Consider the following 17,051-nt stretch of genomic DNA (forward strand, 5'->3'; position numbering starts at 1 on the left):
ACGATGGATAAAATCAGAGCCGCAGTGGTTGGATTCGGCGGTATGGGCCGCCAGTACGTACAGATGATTTATGACGGTGAAATCGATGGTATGGTACTCGCCGGAGTTTGCTGCCGAAATGAAAAAGGGCAGAATGAGATCAGGACAGTCTATCCGGGGGCATCTGTCTATCCGAATGTGGAGGCGATGTTCGCATGCGGAGACGAATTTGATGCTGTAGTTGTCGTGACACCTCACGCCACCCATGTCGAGATCGGAAAGATGGCGGCCGCGGCGGGAAAGCATATCCTGCTGGATAAGCCGGCCGGGATATCAACGAAGGAAGTGAAGGGACTCATAGATGCAGCAGACCGCGCCGGAGTCTGTCTGGGAATGATCTTTAATACGAGGATGAACCGCGTATTTTTCCGTGCAAAGGAGATGATCGAGCGTGGAGAACTGGGGCGGCTTAACCGCGCAGTGTGGATATCCAATATCTGGTTCCGTACTCCGGCCTATCACAATTCCGCGCCCTGGCGCAGCACATGGGAGGGAGAGCACGGCGGTCTGCTGATCAATCAAAGCCAGCATTTCCTCGATGTGTGGCAGTGGCTTCTCGGCATGCCGGACCAGGTGCTGGCAACGGTAGAATGCGGAAAATACAGTAATATCACGGTAGACGACAGTATGGATCTCCAATTCTTCTATGACAACGGGCTCCACGGAACCTTTATTGCCTCCAGCGGGGAGTATCCGGGAGTCAACCGTCTGGAAATCTGGGGAACGAAGGGAAGGCTGTGCATCGAGGACAGCAGCCGGATTATATTTGACGAAAATGTGATGTCTACGGATGATTTTAACCGTCTGAATCAGGATATCTATGGAATGCCGGAGCACAATGCAAGGGAGATTACAGTGGAGAAAAATGGCGTCGAAGGATATCAGAAGATCTTCCAGAATTTTACGGATCATTTGATAAAAGGGGAACCGCTGCTTGCAACGGGAGAGGATGGACTCCGCGTACTGATGATTGCGAATGGCGCGTACCTCTCTTCCTGGCAGGGACAGCGGGTTGAGTTCCCGATCGATGATGAGAAGTATGCGGCAATGCTGGAGGAGAAGGTCCGGGACGAACAGAAATCGCTGGCCTGTCTTGATAGATGAAGTGTTCCGGCTTAAATGCGAAGGGAATTTGATCTGTTTTTCTAATGGAGGATAAGGATGGAACAAAACAACTTACTCACTCAGTCAGATATCTGTCTGATACAGCCTTCTGAGCAGTATCAGCATGAGATTATGGACTTCAGAGAAGAATTTCTGCGGAATCATGAAACTGCGTATGGGACAGAACAATTAACGGATGCGGTGAGCTTTGAAGAGTGGCTGAAAAACGTACAAAGAAACGAAAAGAAGGAAACTGCAGAAAACGGAAGACCACCGTCCTATGAATTTATGGCTATCCGAAAGTCGGACAGAAGAATCGTTGGTATGATTAATGTCAGATACGATTTAACCGAAGAAATGTACCGGTATTTAGGACATATTGGCTATTGCGTCCGCAAATCAGAGCGGCAGAAGGGATATGCAGCTGAAATGCTGCGGCTGGCTCTGAAGGAGGCGAAAAAGATAGGATTGGACAGAGTACTTTTGACGGTCGACAGCGATAAAACGGCTTCGATCGCCACTATGAAGAAAAACGGTGCGGTATTGGAAAATGAAGTCCCGTATCTAGGCAAGATTACGCAGAGATATTGGATTGAGCTATAGAGCTTTGGGACGGATTGTCTCTAGGGGATCTAATTAGGGAAGGAATGCTGTGAAAACAGCGTTCTTTTTTTTGAAAAAAATTCGCCTTTAGTAGAGGAATTACTCTTGACAAAGGTCTTGCAGTGTGTTAATTTAAAGTTAGTAATACGTATTACTAATTCGAATTACTAACTTTAAGAAAAAAGGAGAAGGTAAAATGAAAAAAGAATGGAAACGGTTTACGGCACTGGCACTCGGCGCTCTCATGGTACTCCAGGCAGCAGGCTGCAGCCCGCAAAAGACAGCAGATCCAGCTGCGGTAAGCAGCCAGAAGGAGGCGCAGACGTCTGGCGAGGTTTCAAAGGAATCTTCCGCGGGGGGAGAAGAAAAGATGGTGACACTCCGGATGTTGAACTGGGGAAATACGGAGGAGGAAGCTATCGCCAATGATGCGATTGGCAGATTTAAGGAGAAGCATCCGGGAGTGGAGGTTGAACAGACATGTGTTCCAGTTGATTCCTGGTCCGACTTTATCCAGAAGTGGATTACCATGAGCACCTCGGGGGAGGCGCCGGATGTGATTAATCTGGGGCTGGAAGGCGCGAAGATGGCAGTTGCCAATGATTTACTGCTTCCGCTCGATGACATTGCAGCAGGGGATGCAGAATTACAGAGTAAGAAAGAACAGTATGCGGAGTCGCTGCTGGAAGGCTTCAGCGAGGGTGGGACGCTTTATGGGCTTCCAAGTGGAACACAGACCATGGTTATGTACTATAACAAGGATATTTTCGATGAAAAAGGCGTCGAATATCCGAAGGAAGGCTGGACCTGGGATGAATTCCTGGAGACGGCTGAAAAGCTTACATATGAGGAAAATGGAAAGACAGTATATGGATACGGATTATCCAGTTCTTATTTTCAGCTGACACCGTGGTGGGCCACAAACAGCGCATATCCGGTCAGTGAAGACTATGAGAAGCCAACATTAAATTCACCGGCTATGCTGGAATCCATTACATTCTTAAAATCCATGGCAGATAAGAAGGTGACGCCAGATCCGATCAGCTCCGATGTTTATACGATGTTTTCTTCCGGTCAGCTGGCTATGGTAGGTGCTGGCAGATGGGTACTGAATACATGGCAGGATGCGGGAATGAAGAATTTTGACTGTGTGCAGTGGCCGAAGAAGACAGAAGAGGGAAGTGTATATGGCGGTTCTGCATGGTGTATCGGTTCTGGGACAAAGGAGAAAGAACTGGCTGTCGAACTGCTGAAGGAAATGGTGGCAGACGAGACGCTGACTGCAGTAGCGGCGGGCGGACAGCAGATACCTCCGACAGAGAAGCTGGCTTGTGATACGGCAATCATGGGGACAGTACCGGATAACATTCTGGGGCTTTGGAAGGCAGTTACGATTGCTTCACCGGTTGCGGCTCCCGTATTCTTTGGGGATATTGAGCAGGCGATGCTTCGCGGACTGGAAAATGTATTCTCAGGTTCCATGAGTGTAGAAGATGCCATGAATCAGGCACAGTCAGAGGTGGAGACTACGATTGCAAACAAGTAGGCCGGTTCGACGTACACTAGATTGGAGGAAGCGATGGCAGGCATAAAACGAAGACCAGATAACCGAAGAAAGAGAAAAGAGGCTTTGACAGGGTATTTATTTACCCTGCCATCCTTCCTTGGATTCATAGCCTTTGTTCTGATTCCGGTATTCTGGGCCCTTATCATTTCATTTCAAAAATACAATGTATTTACCGGGGCCAGCACATGGAACGGGGTAAAGAATTATCTGCATATTTTACAGGATCCAAGATCTGTGACCACACTGGGGAATACCTTGTGGTATGCAATCTTCGCAACGGTAGGAAACACAGCGGTGGGGCTTCTTTTAGCGATAGCTGTGGACAATAAGCTTCCGGGAAAGATTACGGTATTCTTCCGGTCCATCTATTTTTTTCCGTCCTTAATCGGGCTGGTGTTTGTAGCAATTATCTGGCAGTATTTTTTCCAGACGGATGCCGGAGTGATTAATTATTATCTGGGGAAGGTTGGAATCAGTAAAATCGGTTGGCTCAGTGACAAGAGCATGGCAAAGTTTTCTGTTCTGATCCTTGACGTATGGAAGAACTGTGGGATGTCCATGCTGCTTATTCTGGCAGGACTCCAGAATATCGACAGAGGCCTTTTAGAGGCAGCGGGTATCGATGGGGCCGGACCTGTGCAGAAGTTCTTAAAGATGACTCTTCCCCTCGCGTCTCCGACCATTTTCTTTGTGCTGGTTATGAATGTGACGGGTGCGCTGCGCATTTACGAATCGGTATATGTTCTGACAAACGGCGGGCCGGGAGATTCCAGCAGAAGTCTTGTTATGCTTATTGCGGAAAAGGCGTTTACCTCATTCGATTATGGAATAGCTTCGGCTCTGTCCATGATTCTTCTGATTTTGATCGGGATCATTACAATGATTCAATTCGCGGGAAGCAGGTGGTGGGTACATTATGACTAAGATAATAAGAATAAAAGGAAAAAGAGTACGTCCCGGACAGATTCTTCTGGCCATTGGTATGATCCTTATGGCCATGATTATGATTGCCCCGTTTTTGTGGGTGTTCTCAGCGTCGCTAAGGACATTCAGCGATGCGACGGCACTGCCGCCCAAATGGCTTCCGCCTGCCCCCGGCGAGTGGAATATGAAGTATTTTGACAAATTATGCTCGGGGCAGATCCCATTTTTTACTTTTATGCGGAACAGTCTGAAAATCAGCACAATCATCACTGCTGGAATGGTATGCCACGGTGCGCTGGCAGGCTACGCCTATGCCCGTCTCTCGTTTAAAGGAAAGAATGTGATGTTCGGGCTGATGCTGGTGGGTATGATGGTACCGGTACAGGTGACGATAGTCCCTTTATTTAAGATCATGAATCTGCTGGGGGTTATCAACACGGCTGCTGCCGTGACACTGCCTTCTGTTTTTGGAGCCATGTGCCCGGGATTTGCGGGGGCATTTGGAATATTTATGATGAGGCAGTTTTTTATGACGGTGCCGGCTGAGATGGAAGAGGCGGCTACGATCGATGGGGCAGGCATTATCAGAACTTTTTTTTCCATCATGCTGCCAATGGCAAAATCGACGCTGGCTTCCCTGGCAATTATAGTTTTTACATTTGCCTGGAATGATTATTTTACTACATTTATTATGATAAACTCTACGGAAAAGCTGACGCTGCCCGTAGGAATTCTATCAATTAAACAACCGTTTTCCACAGGTGATAATGTTGTATTTGCCGCAGTTTGTCTCGCGGTGCTGCCGGTCCTGTTCGTGTTTATTCTGGGGCAGAAATGGATCGTACAGAGCATGACGCATGTGGGAGTGAAGGGATAAGAGGAGGAGTATTTAAGAGATGAACAGAGAAATGCTGCATTCAAAGACAGATTTATTCAAGACCGGCGGGGAGATCTCCTACAATGGGGATGCCGGAGTTGCTAAATTTCTTTTGGGCGGAATCGGAACGGGCAATATTTCCGTGGGGGCCAGAGGGGAGCTTAGGGACTGGGAAATATTTAACTGGCCGGGAAAGGGACAATTCGTTCCATTTTCATTTTTTGCAATCCGTACCAGGGAGGAGGGAAAGGAACCGGTCAGCAGGATTCTGGAGTCGAAGATATGTCCGCCCTACTATAAATCTCACGGATTTTTAAATGGGGAACTGGCAGGAATCCCTCGTTTTGAATCTTCTAAAATGGTAGGGAAGCAGCCCTTCGTTTATATTGATCTGGAGGACAGCAAGGTGCCGGTGGCGGTGAAAATGGAGGCATTTACACCATTCATACCGCTTAATTCCGACGATTCCGGGATTCCAACAGCAATTATCCGTTATCACGTGAAGAATCCAACCGATAGAGCGGTAGAAGTATCCGTAGTGGGCACCATGGCTAATGTGGTCGGATTTCAGGGCTACGATGTATTTAATAATGTTAAGCTGGTTGATGAAGTACAGAATGAATATCGTGAAAATGGAGAAATCAAAGGCTGGTATTATACTGCAAAGCACTTAAAAGAAACGGACATGAAATTTGGAAGCATGTCCATCGCATCTGTGGGAGCGAAGAATACTTATAAGAAACAGTGGCTGCACGGCCAATGGACGGATAATGCGCAGGACTTCTGGGATGATTTTACTGAGGACGGAGTTCTGGACGATATGGAAACAATTGAGTCAAAAGGATGTGATCTTCTTTCCCATTACGATTTCAGTTTCTTAAATCTCAAGGAACGCATCAGCTCTGTCGGAAGTATGGAAATGGTTGGGCCAAACGAGGAGAAGACGTTTGAATTCGTGATTTCCTGGTATTTTCCAAACCGTCCAAAGGGCTGGATCGAATACGATGAGGATTTAGAGAGATACAGAGATGGCGGATATGATACGGTACGCAATTATTACGCCACAAGATTTACCGATGCATGGAATGTAACGGAGTATGTAGCAGGGAAGATGGACGAGCTGGAAATGCCTTCCCGGGCATTTGAAGAGGCACTGTTTGAGACTACGATTCCAGCTTATGTGATCGATGCAGTGGCCGCCAATATCATGTCAATGAAGAGCCACTGCTGCTTCCGGATTGAGACGGGAGAGTTTCTGGGCTGGGAAGGGATCAGAGACTATGTAGGCTGTGGTCAGGGTAATGTAAACCATGTTTGGAATTATGCTACAGCTGTGGCGGCCCTGTTCCCCGATCTTGAAATTACCATGCGGAATGTAGAATTTAAGAAGGAACTGGATGAAGACGGCGGTATGCCATTCAGAGCAAGAAAGGTTCTAGGGGAGAGCCGCTGGGATATGATACCCGCATGTGACGGGCAGTTTGGCTCTATTTTACGGGTATATCGTGAGTGGAAGTATACCGGAGACGACGATTTCCTGAAAGAAATATGGGAGCCAACGATAAAAGCACTTGAATATGCGATCCATGAGTGGGATACGGATGGAGACGGCGTTCTCGACGGAAAAATGCATGTTACCTATGACATCGAATTCTATGGTCCGAATACGATGACAAATACTATTTATCTGGCAGCTGTCAAAGGTGTTGCTTTGATGGCAGAACATCTGGGAAAGACAGAAGAGGCGGAAAAATATCGTGCTTTGTATGAGAAAGCAGAACCGTTAGTGGATGAAATGCTGTTTAACGGGGAGTATTACGTGCAGAAGCTTGATGATGTGGATGCTTATCGTTACCAGTACGGTACCGGGTGCCTTACGGACCAGCTTCTGGGACAGTTCATGGCACATGCCGCGGGGCTGGGATACGTGCTTCCGAAAGATCATGTAAAAAAGACGCTGGAATCCATTTACCGCTATAATTTCCGTGACTGCATGGAAGAGGTCCCTAATGTTCAGCGAACCTATGCGCTGAATGATGAGGCTGGGCTGGTTCTCTGCTCCTGGCCAAAAGGCGGCCGTCCGAGATTCCCGTTCGCTTACTGTGATGAAGTGTGGACCGGTGTTGAATACCAGGTGGCAGTATGCATGATTAAGGAGGGGATGCTGGAGGAAGCATTTACCATAATAAGGGCAGTCCGTGACAGGTATGACGGATATAAGAGATGCCCCTGGAGTGAGACTGAGGCGGGACATCACTATATACGGCCAATGTCCAGCTTTTCCCTGATTCCGGCTCTGTCCGGTTATGAGTGTGATATGACGGAGAAGACCATGTCCTTCCAGCCGGTAATCAACCAGAATCACTTTAAGTCCTTCTGGATTAACGGAAAAGCCTGGGGCACTTATGAACAATCCATCGGCGAGGATGGCGTGGTAAAATCTGGTATTCAAGTATTGTACGGAAGTCTGGACGGTGTTAGAATATTAGAAAGATAAGAACAATAGAATGTGAGGGTTAAAATGGGTGCCAATAGAAAATTGCCTACTATGACGGATGTCGCCAGGTTAGCAGGAGTTTCACAGTCCACAGTCTCTCTTGTGCTTCGGGGGAAAGCGGGGGATAACATACCGGAGGCTACCAGGGACCGGATATTCCAGGCCAGCAGTGAACTGGGATATCGGGTGAACAAGCTGGCCAGTGCGTTAAACAGTACAGGCAGCGGAATCATAGGCATGCTGACAGATGAGCTGATCACGACGAACTTTGCCGGTGCAATTGTAAAGGGCGCCCAGGAACGTGCCCTGGGAAAAAATAAGATACTGATGCTTGCGGCCCTGGAGAACGAGGGGCGGCTGGTGGAAAAATCGGTCGATATGATGATCGGATACCGGGTGGACAGCATTCTTTATGCCTCCATGTATCACAGGAGAATCGAACTTCCGTCAAATTTAAAGGATATTCCGACCGTACTGGTCAACTGCTTCGATTCTGAAAACCGGTATCCGGCCATTCTGCCGGATGATTATTCAGGCGCATATCAGGCGGCATCCTACCTGATTGAATGTGGTCACAGGAATGTTGTCTACTTAAGCAACGAGAAGCGGGAGACGGGGAATGGCGAGAGACTGCCAGCAACTTTGTTGAGAGAACGTGGATTTAAAGCGGCGTTTGAAGATCATGGAGTTTCGTCAGAAACTGCTGCGATTATTCCGATCACCATAACAGGCCATGATGTATTTGAGGCGGCAACGGATATTTTATCGTCTGCGGACCGTCCGACTGCTGTCATGTGTTATAATGACAGAATGGCGATGGGCGTGTATTCCGCTGCTAATGCGCTTGGACTAAAAATTCCGGAGGATTTATCGGTGATTGGTTATGATAATCAGACGGTTATCGCAGAATTCCTGGTACCTTTTTTAACGACTATTGAGCTGCCCCATTATGAGATGGGTGACCAGGCGGTGAGCTACTTATTCCGCCACCAGTACCCGTTTGATGCGGAGCAGATTTTAATCAGTCCCAAGCTGATTATCCGCAGTTCCGTCCGCAGCATCGGTGAGGAGGAGTTTAATGATAGAGGATGAGTTACTTCCCTCTGAACGGTTTAAGGGGGAGAAGAAAGAGTTCTGGCGTCCGGCGTATCATTTTACGGCGCCGTCAGGATGGCTGAATGATCCGAATGGGCTTATTTATTATAAAGGCTGGTATCATTTATTTTATCAATACAATCCGGCTGGCTGCGAATGGGGCCCTATGCATTGGGGACATGCCGTGAGCAGGGATTTTCTGCACTGGAAAGATTTGCCCCCTGCATTGAAACCAGACCAGCCGTATGACGACGATCCGGAAGGAGGCTGCTTTTCGGGCAGTGCAGTAGAGAAGGATGGAAGACTGTGGCTCTTTTACACAGGGGCGGTAAAACGAGGCGGCAGGGCTGTTCAGACACAGTGTATGGCCTATTCTGATGACGGGGTTATTTTTCATAAGTATCGTTTCAATCCTGTAATTGCAGAGCCGCCTGAAGGCAATTCCGAAGATTTCAGAGATCCCAAAGTTTTTTTTGCAGAAGGAAGCTGGAACATGGTGGTAGGCGGTTCCGCCTGCAGGGACGGAGGCGGGGGAGATGGAAGAATCTATCTCTACCGATCTGAGGATCTTTTAAAATGGAAGTTTGCCGGTACGGTGCTCGCATCTGACGGCAGGCTTGGCACCATGTTTGAGTGTCCAGACATGTTTGAACTGGATGGAAAATGGATCGTTACCTGTTCGCCTATGTATCACCCAGGAGGAAATAAGGCGCTTTACTGTGTGGGAACCATGGATTTTGAAACATGTCGTTATAAAGTGGAGAAAATCGGATGTCTGGATTATGGTTCTGATTATTATGCAGCACAGTCCTGTCTGGATCAATTCGGAAAACGCATTATGACGGCCTGGCAGAATGGCTGGGACTGGATGCCGTGGTGTACAGGGCAGGGGCCATCAGGAAAAGAAGGCTGGCGGTGTGTTCTGGCACTTCCAAGAAGAATTACATTGGATTCGGAGGGGAGTATCTGTGCAGCGCCGATCTCTCTGGATACCATACAAAGGGACCGGACCGTTGCAGAACGGTGCGAACTGACTGGGAGAAAACGATATCTCTATCCGGGAGACCCCTTTTGTTTTGAAATGGCGGTGCGCGTAAGTACCAAGAACATCGAATCACAGGCCATTGAGATCGGGCTGTTCGACGACGGTGAGCATGTGCTGATGATTGATGCAGACTTTGTAGCGGGAGTCGTTACTATTGATAAGAGCCGTATGGGGCCGTGGGATGTGGGCCGCATTCACGCGCCTTTTAATGCCTCACGTCCGGTGTTTGAGATGAGAATACTGGTCGATCACAGTTCCGTGGAGGTGATTACGGATGAGGGGCGCTGCTGTATGACGACTAATGTATATCCGGATAAGGAACAGACAGGCTGTTTTATAAGAACACCGTATAAAACTGCAGCGCTTGAACGCCTTGAGGTAATATCGTTTCACAGGATCTGGGATTAGGGGGACCTAAGATTGTTAAGACCCCGGAAAGAACTTGACAGTCTTATTAAAAATGCATTATAATCAACCTCAACGGTAAGAGGCGCTGGTGCAGGGAAGAGTCCCTCTGCCAGCGTCTTTGTGCAACTGTTAAATTGAAAGGGAAAAGAGAGGGAAAGTGGACATGGTCAATGAAGTAATGAAGTTTATCACCAGCTATGACAAGGAAGTGGGCGAGGCTATTGAGCTGGAATGCGCGCGCCAGAGAAGAAACTTAGAGCTGATCGCATCAGAAAACATCGTTTCTGAGCCGGTTATGATGGCGATGGGAACCGTTCTCACCAACAAGTATGCAGAAGGATATCCTGGAAAGCGTTATTATGGCGGCTGCGAGGATGTGGACATCGTGGAGAATATTGCCATCGAGCGTGCCAGGAAGCTGTTTGGCTGTGATTATGCCAACGTACAGCCACATTCAGGCGCACAGGCTAACATGGCGGCATTTGTAGCCATGGTGCAGCCGGGCGATACCGTGATGGGCATGAATTTAAACCACGGCGGCCATTTAACACATGGAAGTCCAGTCAACTTTTCCGGTCTTTATTTTAATATTGTTCCTTACGGTGTCAATGACGAGGGATTCATCGATTACGACGAGATGGAGCGTATCGCTGTTGAAAACAAACCGAAACTGATCATTGCAGGCGCAAGTGCTTACGGAAGAACCATTGATTTCAAGAGATTCCGTGAGGTTGCCGATAAGGTAGGCGCTTACCTGATGGTAGACATGGCTCATATCGCCGGATTAGTGGCAGCAGGGCTCCATCCAAGTCCAATCCCGTACGCGGATGTCGTGACAACGACAACCCACAAGACGCTTCGCGGACCGAGAGGCGGTATGATTTTGGCGAATAAGGAAGCTGCAGAGAAATTCAATTTCAACAAAGCTATCTTCCCGGGGACCCAGGGCGGTCCTTTAGAGCATGTAATCGCTGGCAAGGCAGTGTGCTTTGGTGAGGCGCTGAAGCCGGAATTCAAAGAGTATCAGGAGCAGGTAGTGAAAAACGCCAAAGCTCTGGCTGCGGCTCTTGTGAAGCAGGGCTTCAACATTCTGACCGGCGGCACGGATAATCATCTGATGTTAATCGACTTACGCGGTATGGAAGTAACCGGTAAGGAGCTTCAGAACCGTTGTGACGAGGTTTATCTTACTCTGAATAAGAATGCGGTTCCGAATGATCCGAGAAGCCCGTTCGTGACTTCCGGCGTTCGTGTAGGAACTCCGGCCGTAACCTCCAGAGGATTAAAGGAAGAGGATATGGAAAAGATCGCAGAATGCATCTGGCTGGCTGCGACTGATTTTGAGAACAAGGCCGACTACATCAGAGCTGAAGTGACGAAAATCTGTACGAAGTATCCGATCTACGAATAATTCAGTAAATAATAGAAAATTGTAGAGTAAATCGCAGATAATGATAGAATGCGACACGGTAATGAGATTGCAGTAAATGAGACAGCGGTAAATGAGATAGCGGTAAATAAGATAGCGGTAAATAAGATAGCGGTAAATGAGATTGAGGCAGGCCGGAGGCGTGCGGTTCCCTGGAATGGGAGACTGTGCGGTTTCGGCCTGTTGTTTTTTGCTTTTATTTTATTTCATTTTATTTTATTTTATTTTATCGCTTTTTACAGGACAGTACCCCAATAGTATAAAATGGTGAAAGATATCCGCTTGACATTCACCCTGGGCGAAGCTCTATACTTACGTTGTCACCGGGAAAACGGTATGTTTAGGAGGAGAGAAGATGCTTAAAATCAACGAGGCGGCTAAAATGCTTCATGTCAATCCGAACGCCCTGCGCTTTTATGAAAAGAAGGGCGTTCTTGCACCGCACAGGGATGAAAATGGTTATCGTATGTATACGATGGATGATGTCGCCAGGATTCAGATTGTTCTGCTGTACCGAAGGATGGGATTTTCCATTGAAATGATATTAAAACTGCTCGGGCAGGAGGAAAGTCCGGTGGATTTATTTTTTCAGCAGTATGATATTTTAAACCGTCATGTTCATTCCATGAGCCTGATCCGGGATTCCCTGGCGGGCTGCATCGATGGGATGCTGGGAGAGATAAATGGAACGGAAGACGGAGGTTCCAGTTTCAATGCGGCCATACCGGCAAGTGCCATGGAGGAGTTGGAGAAAACTGCGGCACTGCTTGCGGGGATGGCGGAGTGGGAGGACCGGTGGGACTTCGACAGCTCTGCGGTTCATTACGATGAGATGGTGAGGCGTGGTGTGAACGGGCTCGCATTTTATGAGAATTATGAAACGGTCCTAAATGAGACGGCGCGGCTGGCTCGGGAGCACGGAGGCATCATGGCGGAAATTGGGGTCGGTACAGGAGAACTGGCTGGACGGCGGCTTTCTGATTGTGAAATTACCGGAATCGACCAGTCGGTGAATATGCTCAAGGAGACTAAAAAGAAGTTCCCCAAGCTGAAGGTGAAACTGGGAACGTTTCTGCAGCTTCCCCTGGATTCCGGGAGTGTGGATACCGTGGTATCATCCTATGCGTTCCATCATTGCAATGAGGAGGAGAAAATCCTGGCTGTCAAGGAGATGGCCCGGATTCTGAAACCGAAGGGGCGTATTGTGATTGCGGATCTGATGTTTGCCGATGAAGAGGCAAGGAAGATATTTGCGGAAAACTGTTCTGACGCGGAACGGGAAGATCTGGAGGATGAATATTTCGCATATGTGGACCGGCTGGAAGGCGTGTTGGAAACGTTGGGATTCGATGCCAGGCATGTACAGATGGATCCGTTCATTTGGATTGTGACCGGGGATAGAAGGGCCGGGGATTAGACGAGGCAGAGAACGGAATCAATGCGGCACCGCAAAGTGGAAAATCGGTTATACGGCGCCGCATTGTAATGTCAAAATAAGATTTGAACGGCATGACAGCAATGCTGTACTAGTTACCATTGTCAATATCAGCGGTAATTCTCTGCAAATCCGGGAAGAAAAATAGTTCATCGACGAGGGCGATGTTACTAATCTGTTGTAACTGATCTCACCCAATGTTCCAAATACGCACAGCCTTCCGTGGGATAATACATTTCCCCTGCAAAATCGGTTGCGGCCAGCTTGTGTTTTTTCATCCACCTTTCCATGAATGTCTGTGCTTTATAAACGGCAGAATTTGTCAACTCCTCAAAGCTTTCAGCTTCAAATCCGCATACAATATACTCTGCAGCAGGTAGTTCGAAGGTAGAATATCCTTCTGCAGAAGTTCCATATTCGACTTCGGCGCCTGCCATATAGGTACAGTATCCCTCTTTCGCATTTCCGATATAAAGAGCACCAAATTCATTTCCATGTTCGATGAGATGAGGTATTTTCGGTTTTATTTCGTGAAATTCGTTCCACAGCTTTGCAGCATATGAAATGCTCGTTTCAGTTCCTCCCATCAATTCTTTAATTGGTATTTCTTTTTCAATCCCAATAAATATTCGCGGTATGGCCAGCTGTCTGCGTGTGACTTCCAGAACAATACCATCTGTAACCAGTGGAACATTTTCGTCAACCATTACGTAATTTAAGATCAGTTCAGGTTTTACAAATTGGTTCAGATGTACGTCTGACGTTCGATATTCGTCTGGTGTAATACCATAAACTTCTTTGAAGGCCCTTGTAAAACTAGCATGACTGGAAAAACCGTAGTTCACTGCAGTATCAATTATGCGGGTATTCTTGGTTTTCAAATCATCTGCTGCCTGTGCCAATTTGCGTAACTTTATATATTCGCAGACGGGCTTTTTAACTAAGCGTGAAAATAAACGCTGGAAATAGAATGGTGATAAGCTGGCAGTCTCCGCAAGTTTATCAATGGGTATGTCTTCCGTTAAATGGTTTTCTATATAATCAACGGACTTTTGAATTGCTTCCCACGCATGCACGATTTGATATCCCTCCTTTGTTTTCTTTAATGATATTCTAACCGGATAATTTAATATTAGCTTATCACACAATGCTCTTTTTGTATGTTGATTTCATATTAACTGCGTGATTGCTATCTCCGAGTTTACTTTTGCCTTGTTGACAGTGGCAGATTGTAGTATAATGCCTTTATTTAATAAGTCTCTCAAGAGGCAAGGAAGGGGATAGTACAAGAATGAAATGGAAACTTCCTGATGACAGCACGGCGCCTGTAATAACGGCTGAAGAACATGTGAAGAGCAGGCATATTAAAAAGGAATCCTGCATGCTTCCGGAAACCTGTGTGATTTTTGAAATTGGCATGGCTTTAAAGTTTGTTGAGGCAAATTTTAAAACTATCACACTACTTGAAACATTGCCTTGTTTTCTGGAAGGCTATGAATGTATCTCGATCGAGGGGCATGAGGGAGTATGCTTTACGCGAGGCGGATATGGTGCGCCAGCGGCAGTAGACACTCTGGAGACGGTAAGGGCATTAGGCGTCAAACGCGTGATTGTAGTGGGCATGTGCGGCGGTTTTTCTGATAGTATCAACGTTTGTAATGTACTAATCCCTCATAAAATCCTTTGTGAAGAGGGAACATCATTCCACTATTTTGACAATATCGAGTTCGTAGAGCCGGACAGAAGCCTTTACAATAAAGGCAGAGCTTACTTTTCCAATGCGTTTGAGGTGCTCACAGATGATGCTGTTACCAGCGATGCATTCTATCGGCAGACCTATGCGAAAGAGGCGAAATGGAGAGAAAAAGGCTGTGTGGCCGTAGATATGGAATCATCTGCACTTTTATCTGTAAGCAAATATTATTCCATTCCCGCGGTATCGATTTTATTATGTTCTGATAAACATCCTCTTTCTGAAAATGATGTTAAATGGGATTGGGGCAATTTGGGATTTAAAGAAACACGGGAAGAATTTGTAAGGCAGTCAGTAAACTTTGCCTTACAATTATAGAATGTCACAGATACGTCATTTGTGTGGTCCTGCAGGTACCTATATTTTCAAGGTCAGCGCTGCATACAGATTCACAAAATGAATTTTCGTAATAAACGTGGTAGTAAAATAGCAGGGATTACTGTAAAATGGAACTATAACGGTCAAAAGTACTGTTTTAGACTTTAAGCAGAATTTTATAAACCGGTTACCGTTTTTATATCGAAAAGTCACGAGTTACGGGAATATAAGCATCGTCTGTTGACCGTTTAGGCGATAATAAACGACAAGGATCAGGAGGTATTCTATGGCAGAATTGACTTCCATGCGAAATATCGGAAAAACAATGGAAGAGAAGTTGAAAGCTGTCGATATTTGTACGGCAGAGGAGTTAAGGCAGACAGGAAGCAAAGAAGCTTTTCTGCGTTTGAAATTGCGTTACCCAAATGTCTGTTTAGTCCATTTATATACGCTTCAGGGAGCGATTGATGATCTGGGTTATAACCAATTGCCCGATGAAGTCAAAAGAGATCTAAAGGCGTTTAGCGACGGCTTTCAATAAACGGCAGCCTCAGAGGGGGGAAAGGAGTAATACGAAATGAGCAAATATCAGGCATTGTGGGAATATGTACGGGAAAAGGAATGCAAGTCATTGAAATTAACGTTTGATGAGATAGCGGATATAGTTGGAATACCATTAGACCATTCTTTTTTGAACTATAAAAAAGAGTTGACAGAGTATGGCTGGCAGGTCGGTAAAATATCGATGAAAGAGCAGACCGTCATTTTTGAAAGAGCAGACTGATCCCATAACGGTCAGGTTCCAGCTAAATTGCAGCTTGTGAAAAATGGGAGAATTCAAATGAAAAAAATGCAAATAATTAGTGTAACGGTTTTGAATGTTACCCTGCTGCTTATGGGGATAAACGTACATTTCCAGCCGGAGTCGAGAGAATCTCTGATAAGCGGCAAAATCAGGCGGAACGTGGTATGGCAGGACCGATCAGCAGGCCGGATATGGCTTGCTGTTTTCATATATGATCCGTTTTTATAAGGACAACATGTCCTACAGCAAAATACCGTTGTTACAGCGAAAGGAATTCCTATGTTGATCGATGTCTGCGTAGCAAGCGCATTTAGCAAAAACAATATGGGCGGAAATAGAGCCGGTGTAGTTTTGCAGAGTCCTATTTTAAGTAAAGAAGAAAAAACAAAGATAGCGTATCAGTTAGGATATTCCGAGACTGCCTTTCTTTCTCAGTCAGAGCGGGCAGATTATAGTCTGGAATATTTTACGCCGGCGGGAGAAGTTCCCCTGTGCGGCCATGCGACAATTGCGTCCTTTGTCGTGTTAAATCATTTAAACAGACTGAAAAAATCCGGGTATACGATTGAGACAAGGTCTGGGATATTGAGCATAAATGTGGAGCAGGACGGGGCAATATTCATGCAGCAGAATACTCCGCAATTTTACGAAACACTGAACAGGGCAGAGGTCGAACCGTGTTTCGGTTTAAAAGCTGGCTCCGGTATAGAAAATCTGCCTGTTCAAATGGTATCGACCGGTCTAAAAGATATCATAGTTCCGATTGAGTCGCCGACGATATTGGAGAACATGGTTCCCGATTTCGCGGCTATTACGAAGCTCAGCCAGGAACGGGACTGCGTCGGGATTCATGCATTTTCTCTTACGGGAGAGAGCAATTTAACCGCAGTATGCAGAAATTTCGCGCCTCTGTATGGTATTGATGAGGAATCCGCTACCGGAACCTCCAACTGTGCACTGGCCTGTTATCTGCATAAATACGAACAGAAACGGAGTCGGTATATATTTGAACAGGGACACCGCTTGAATCGCATTTCCGAAATATATGTTCATGTGCATAGCAGCGGCAATACTGTTACCGGCGTTTTCGCAGGCGGGTACGGGTATGTGGAATCGATGAAAACGATCACCATGGATTGAGATGACCGGGAA

Annotated in this window: 15 protein-coding genes; 14 read left to right on the forward strand and 1 reads right to left on the reverse strand. The window is 46.7% G+C overall.

Annotated elements, in window-relative coordinates:
• The first annotated feature begins 3 nt into the window (after positions 1 to 3).
• The 10 genes from H8S75_RS27175 (at position 4) to H8S75_RS27220 (ending at position 13,005) form a co-directional block, all read left to right on the forward strand.
• Positions 4 to 1,143, forward strand: a complete 1,140-nt coding sequence (locus H8S75_RS27175) for a Gfo/Idh/MocA family protein (protein WP_187024202.1) — start codon at positions 4 to 6, stop codon at positions 1,141 to 1,143.
• A 57-nt stretch (positions 1,144 to 1,200) separates the two neighbouring features.
• Positions 1,201 to 1,746, forward strand: a complete 546-nt coding sequence (locus tag H8S75_RS27180) for a GNAT family N-acetyltransferase (RefSeq protein ID WP_243007997.1) — start codon at positions 1,201 to 1,203, stop codon at positions 1,744 to 1,746.
• A gap of 196 nt (positions 1,747 to 1,942) precedes the next feature.
• A complete protein-coding gene (locus H8S75_RS27185; RefSeq protein WP_187024203.1) occupies positions 1,943 to 3,292 on the forward strand; it encodes an ABC transporter substrate-binding protein in 1,350 nt (449 codons plus the stop codon).
• A 33-nt stretch (positions 3,293 to 3,325) separates the two neighbouring features.
• The gene (locus H8S75_RS27190; protein ID WP_187024204.1) at positions 3,326 to 4,237 is read left to right on the forward strand and encodes a carbohydrate ABC transporter permease; all 912 of its coding nucleotides are present in this window, start codon (positions 3,326 to 3,328) and stop codon (positions 4,235 to 4,237) included.
• Positions 4,230 to 5,114, forward strand: a complete 885-nt coding sequence (locus tag H8S75_RS27195) for a carbohydrate ABC transporter permease (RefSeq protein ID WP_187024205.1) — start codon at positions 4,230 to 4,232, stop codon at positions 5,112 to 5,114. The genes H8S75_RS27190 and H8S75_RS27195 overlap by 8 nt, the downstream gene beginning before the upstream one ends.
• 19 nt (positions 5,115 to 5,133) lie before the next feature.
• On the forward strand, positions 5,134 to 7,611 hold the full coding sequence (locus H8S75_RS27200) for a GH116 family glycosyl hydrolase (protein WP_187024206.1): 2,478 nt from the start codon (positions 5,134 to 5,136) through the stop codon (positions 7,609 to 7,611).
• A gap of 24 nt (positions 7,612 to 7,635) precedes the next feature.
• Positions 7,636 to 8,703 (forward strand): LacI family DNA-binding transcriptional regulator, encoded by a 1,068-nt coding sequence (locus H8S75_RS27205; RefSeq protein ID WP_187024207.1) that lies wholly within the window; start codon positions 7,636 to 7,638, stop codon positions 8,701 to 8,703.
• Entirely contained in the window at positions 8,690 to 10,159 is a 1,470-nt protein-coding gene (locus H8S75_RS27210) for a glycoside hydrolase family 32 protein (protein WP_187024208.1), read from the forward strand. The genes H8S75_RS27205 and H8S75_RS27210 overlap by 14 nt, the downstream gene beginning before the upstream one ends.
• A gap of 163 nt (positions 10,160 to 10,322) precedes the next feature.
• Positions 10,323 to 11,570 carry a serine hydroxymethyltransferase gene (gene glyA / locus H8S75_RS27215; protein WP_187024209.1) on the forward strand — a complete coding sequence of 416 codons (1,248 nt, stop codon included), beginning with the start codon at positions 10,323 to 10,325 and terminating at the stop codon, positions 11,568 to 11,570.
• A 373-nt stretch (positions 11,571 to 11,943) separates the two neighbouring features.
• Positions 11,944 to 13,005: a MerR family transcriptional regulator gene (locus H8S75_RS27220; protein ID WP_187024210.1), complete on the forward strand. Its 1,062-nt coding sequence runs from the start codon at positions 11,944 to 11,946 to the stop codon at positions 13,003 to 13,005.
• 188 nt (positions 13,006 to 13,193) lie between these two features.
• Here H8S75_RS27220 and H8S75_RS27225 read toward each other — a convergent pair whose 3' ends face one another.
• A complete protein-coding gene (locus tag H8S75_RS27225; protein ID WP_187024211.1) occupies positions 13,194 to 14,099 on the reverse strand; it encodes an AraC family transcriptional regulator in 906 nt (301 codons plus the stop codon).
• A gap of 215 nt (positions 14,100 to 14,314) precedes the next feature.
• Here H8S75_RS27225 and H8S75_RS27230 point away from each other — a divergent pair, with 215 nt between their 5' ends.
• The 4 genes from H8S75_RS27230 to H8S75_RS27245 all read left to right on the forward strand — a co-directional run bounded on the left by H8S75_RS27230 (position 14,315) and on the right by H8S75_RS27245 (position 17,039).
• A complete protein-coding gene (locus tag H8S75_RS27230) occupies positions 14,315 to 15,094 on the forward strand; it encodes a nucleoside phosphorylase (protein WP_187024212.1) in 780 nt (259 codons plus the stop codon).
• A 286-nt stretch (positions 15,095 to 15,380) separates the two neighbouring features.
• Positions 15,381 to 15,635 (forward strand): TfoX/Sxy family protein, encoded by a 255-nt coding sequence (locus tag H8S75_RS27235; protein ID WP_002601459.1) that lies wholly within the window; start codon positions 15,381 to 15,383, stop codon positions 15,633 to 15,635.
• Positions 15,636 to 15,671: 36 nt separating this feature from the next.
• Positions 15,672 to 15,878 carry a hypothetical protein gene (locus H8S75_RS27240; protein WP_187024213.1) on the forward strand — a complete coding sequence of 69 codons (207 nt, stop codon included), beginning with the start codon at positions 15,672 to 15,674 and terminating at the stop codon, positions 15,876 to 15,878.
• Positions 15,879 to 16,178: 300 nt separating this feature from the next.
• On the forward strand, positions 16,179 to 17,039 hold the full coding sequence (locus H8S75_RS27245) for a PhzF family phenazine biosynthesis protein (protein WP_187024214.1): 861 nt from the start codon (positions 16,179 to 16,181) through the stop codon (positions 17,037 to 17,039).
• Positions 17,040 to 17,051: the final 12 nt, after the last annotated feature.

It is taken from the genome of Hungatella hominis, assembly GCF_014288005.1.
Taxonomy (GTDB): Bacteria; Bacillota; Clostridia; order Lachnospirales; family Lachnospiraceae; genus Hungatella; species Hungatella effluvii.

What these genes read in the sequence shown, in the direction of transcription:
- H8S75_RS27195 (WP_187024205.1), top strand. Translation starts at nt 4,230, where the DNA reads ATGACTAAGATAATAAGAATAAAAGGAAAAAGAGTACGTCCCGGACAG.
- H8S75_RS27180 (WP_243007997.1), top strand. Translation starts at nt 1,201, where the DNA reads ATGGAACAAAACAACTTACTCACTCAGTCAGATATCTGTCTGATACAG.
- H8S75_RS27220 (WP_187024210.1), top strand. Translation starts at nt 11,944, where the DNA reads ATGCTTAAAATCAACGAGGCGGCTAAAATGCTTCATGTCAATCCGAAC.
- H8S75_RS27245 (WP_187024214.1), top strand. Translation starts at nt 16,179, where the DNA reads ATGTTGATCGATGTCTGCGTAGCAAGCGCATTTAGCAAAAACAATATG.
- H8S75_RS27185 (WP_187024203.1), top strand. Translation starts at nt 1,943, where the DNA reads ATGAAAAAAGAATGGAAACGGTTTACGGCACTGGCACTCGGCGCTCTC.
- H8S75_RS27205 (WP_187024207.1), top strand. Translation starts at nt 7,636, where the DNA reads ATGGGTGCCAATAGAAAATTGCCTACTATGACGGATGTCGCCAGGTTA.
- H8S75_RS27190 (WP_187024204.1), top strand. Translation starts at nt 3,326, where the DNA reads ATGGCAGGCATAAAACGAAGACCAGATAACCGAAGAAAGAGAAAAGAG.
- H8S75_RS27235 (WP_002601459.1), top strand. Translation starts at nt 15,381, where the DNA reads ATGGCAGAATTGACTTCCATGCGAAATATCGGAAAAACAATGGAAGAG.
- H8S75_RS27230 (WP_187024212.1), top strand. Translation starts at nt 14,315, where the DNA reads ATGAAATGGAAACTTCCTGATGACAGCACGGCGCCTGTAATAACGGCT.
- H8S75_RS27210 (WP_187024208.1), top strand. Translation starts at nt 8,690, where the DNA reads ATGATAGAGGATGAGTTACTTCCCTCTGAACGGTTTAAGGGGGAGAAG.
- H8S75_RS27240 (WP_187024213.1), top strand. Translation starts at nt 15,672, where the DNA reads ATGAGCAAATATCAGGCATTGTGGGAATATGTACGGGAAAAGGAATGC.
- glyA (WP_187024209.1), top strand. Translation starts at nt 10,323, where the DNA reads ATGGTCAATGAAGTAATGAAGTTTATCACCAGCTATGACAAGGAAGTG.
- H8S75_RS27175 (WP_187024202.1), top strand. Translation starts at nt 4, where the DNA reads ATGGATAAAATCAGAGCCGCAGTGGTTGGATTCGGCGGTATGGGCCGC.
- H8S75_RS27200 (WP_187024206.1), top strand. Translation starts at nt 5,134, where the DNA reads ATGAACAGAGAAATGCTGCATTCAAAGACAGATTTATTCAAGACCGGC.